This is a genomic window from Protofrankia sp. CiP1_Cm_nod4 (genome assembly GCF_982290645.1).
Genome location: NZ_CEVIVC010000014.1, coordinates 1 through 3,124 on the forward strand (window position 1 = coordinate 1; position 3,124 = coordinate 3,124).

The 3,124-nt window shown below is 77.6% G+C and carries 1 protein-coding gene; it reads right to left on the reverse strand.

Annotated features, from left to right (window positions below):
- On the reverse strand, positions 1–3,124 hold a 3,124-nt coding region (locus AC5LSR_RS04905), incomplete at both ends, for an acyltransferase domain-containing protein (RefSeq protein ID WP_493468188.1).

Here is a 3,124-nt window from a genome sequence, read left to right on the forward strand (position 1 = left end):
GCTCGATGATGATGTGGGCGTTGGTGCCGCTGATGCCGAAGGAGGAGACCGCGGCCCGGCGGGGGCGGTCGGCTGTCGGCCAGGGGCGGGCGGAGGTGAGCAGTTCCACCGCGCCCGCCGACCAGTTCACGAACGGTGACGGGGCGTCCACGTGCAGGGTCTTCGGCAGGACGCCGTGGCGCAGCGCATAGATGATCTTTGTGATGCCGGCGATGCCGGCCGCGGTCTGGGTGTGGCCGAGGTTCGACTTGATCGAGCCGAGCAGCAGCGGCCGGCTGGCGGGGCGGCCCTGGCCGTAGGTGGCGATCAGCGCCTCCGCCTCGATCGGGTCGCCGAGGCGGGTGCCGGTGCCGTGCGCCTCGACGGCGTCGATGTCGCCGGCCGTGAGCCCGGCGGCGGCCAGCGCGTCCGCGATGACCCGCTGCTGGGACTGGCCGTTCGGCGCGGTCAGCCCGTTGGACGCGCCGTCGGAGTTCACCGCGCTGCCGCGGATCACCGCCAGGATGCGCCGGCCGGCCCGCTGGGCGTCCGACAGCCGTTCCAGCAGCAGGAACCCGACGCCCTCGGCCCAGGACGTGCCGTCCGCCGCCGCCGCGAACGCCTTGCTGCGGCCGTCGGGGGCGAGCCCCCGCTGCCGGGAGAACTCGGTGAACAGCCCCGGGGTCGCCATCACGGCGACGCCGCCGGCCAGCGCCAGGTCGCACTCGCCGCTGTGCAGCGACTGGATGGCCAGATGGGTCGCGACCAGCGAGGACGAGCAGGCGGTGTCGACGGTCAGCGCCGGCCCCTCCAGGCCGAGGGTGTAGGCCAGCCGGCCGGAGGCCACGGATGTCGTGCTGCCGGTGAGCACGTAGCCCTCGGCGTCGCGCGGCGCGTCGGTCAGGCGCGGGCCGTAGTCCTGCTGGGTGGCGCCGACGAACACCCCGGACCGGCTGCCGCGCAGGCTGTGCGGGTCGATGCCGGCGCGCTCGAGCGCCTCCCAGGCGGACTCCAGCAGCAGCCGCTGCTGCGGGTCCATCGCGTCGGCCTCCCGCGGGGAGATCCCGAAGAACTCCGCGTCGAAGCGGTCGGCGTCGTAGAGGAAGCCGCCGTCGCGGGTGTAGGTCCGCCCCGGCCTGCCGGGCTCGGGGTCGTAGAGGGCCTCGACGTCCCAGCCGCGGTTCGACGGGAACCCGCCGATGGCGTCCCGGCCGTCGGCGACGAGCTCCCACAGCGCCTCGGGGGAGTCGGCGCCGCCCGGCCAGCGCCCGCTGACCGCGACGATCGCGATCGGCTCGGCCGGGCCGCCCTGGTTGACGCGCCGACGGGCGCGCCGCGCGGTGGCCGCGGGCGTGCCCGACACCAGGGTGATCAGCCGTTCGGCCAGGGCGGCCGGCGTCGGGAAGTCGAACACCAGGGTGCTCGGCAGGGTCAGGTCGGTCGCCGCGGCGAGCCCGTCGCGGAACCGCACGGCGCCGAGCGAGTCGAAACCGAGGTCCCGGAAGGTCTGCCCGTTGTCGATCCGCTCCGTGTCCGCGTGCCCGAGCACCCCGGCCGCGGTCGTGCGGACCAGCTCCGTCAGCCGCTCCCGCAGCGCCTGCGGGGACAGCGCCGCGAGCGGATGCTCCGCCGCCCCGGCCGCCGCCCCGGCCGCGTCCCAGGGCACGTCCCCGGCCGCGAGCCCGAGCCCGTCGGCACCCGCCGTCCCGGCCGCGCCGGGATCGCCTTCGCCGCCGTCCGGGCCGGGCCGGCCGGTGGACGGGCCCGGTGCCACGGCGAGCCCGCCGGCCGCCGCCGGGGCGGGAGCGAGCCAGAAACGGCGCCGCTGGAACGCGTAGGTGGGCAGGTCGACGGCGTACGGGTCGGCGCCGGCGAGGGTGTCGCTCCAGTCGACCGGCAGGCCGTGGACGTGCGCCTCGGCCAGCGCGGTCAGCAGCTGGGCCGGCCCGCCGGCGTCGCGGCGCAGCGTGCCGAGCACACCGGCGCCGGCCCCGGCCGGACCGGCGTCGTCGACCGTCTCGTTGATCCCGCCGACGAGCACCGGATGCGGGCTGACCTCGATGAACACGTCGTGGCCGCTGCCGAGCAGGGCCCGGGTGGCGGCCTCGAACCGGACGGTGCCGCGCAGGTTGGCGAACCAGTACGCCGCGTCGAGCGTGCCGCCGTCGACCGGCTCGGCGGTCACGCTGGACAGCAGCGGGATCGTCCCGGCCCGGGGGGTGATCCCGGCGAGCGCGCTGAGCAGGCGGTCGCGCAGGCCGTCGACCTGGGGCGAGTGGGAGGCGTAGTCCACCGGGACGAGCCGGGCCCGCACCCCCCGCGCCTGGTAGTCGGCGACCAGCTCCGCCAGCGCCCGCGGGCTGCCGGCGACGACGGTCGACCGCGGGCCGTTGACGGCCGCCAGCGACACGGCGTCACCGATGCCGCTGTCGGCCAGCCGCGCCCGCACGTCGTCCGCGGGCAGCGCGATCGAGGCCATGCCGCCCTGCCCGGCGATCGCGGTGATGGCCTGGCTGCGCAGGGCGACGATCCGGGCGGCGTCGTCGAGGGTGAGGATGCCGGCCACGTACGCGGCGGCGATCTCCCCCTGGCTGTGCCCGACGACGGCGTGCGGGTGCACCCCGTACGAGCGCCACACCGCCGCCAGCGAGACCAGCACCGCCCACAGCGCCGGCTGGACCACGTCGACCCGCTCCAGCGAGGGCGCGCCGGGCGCCCCGCGCAGGACGTCGAGCAGGTTCCACCCGGTGTACGGGGCGAGCGCGTCCGCGCTGGCCGCGATCGACTCGGCGAACACGGGGGAGGCCTCGAGCAGGCCCGCGGCCATCCCCGGCCACTGGGAGCCCTGGCCGGGGAAGACGAAGACGGCCAGCCGACCGGCCCGGGCGGCACCGCGCACGGTGCCCGCGGGCAGCTCGCCGCGGGCCAGCCCGGCCAGCCCGGCCAGCAGGGCGTCCCGGTCGTCGCCGACGACCGCCGCGCGGTGGGCGAAGGCGGCCCGGCCCCGCACCAGCGCCGCGGCCACGTCGACCGGACGCGCGGACGGGTCCGCCGCGACATGGTCGTGCAGGCGCGCGGCCTGGGCACGCAGGGCGTCCCCGCCGCGCGCCGAGAGCACCCACGCCACCGGCCCGGCCCCGGCGCT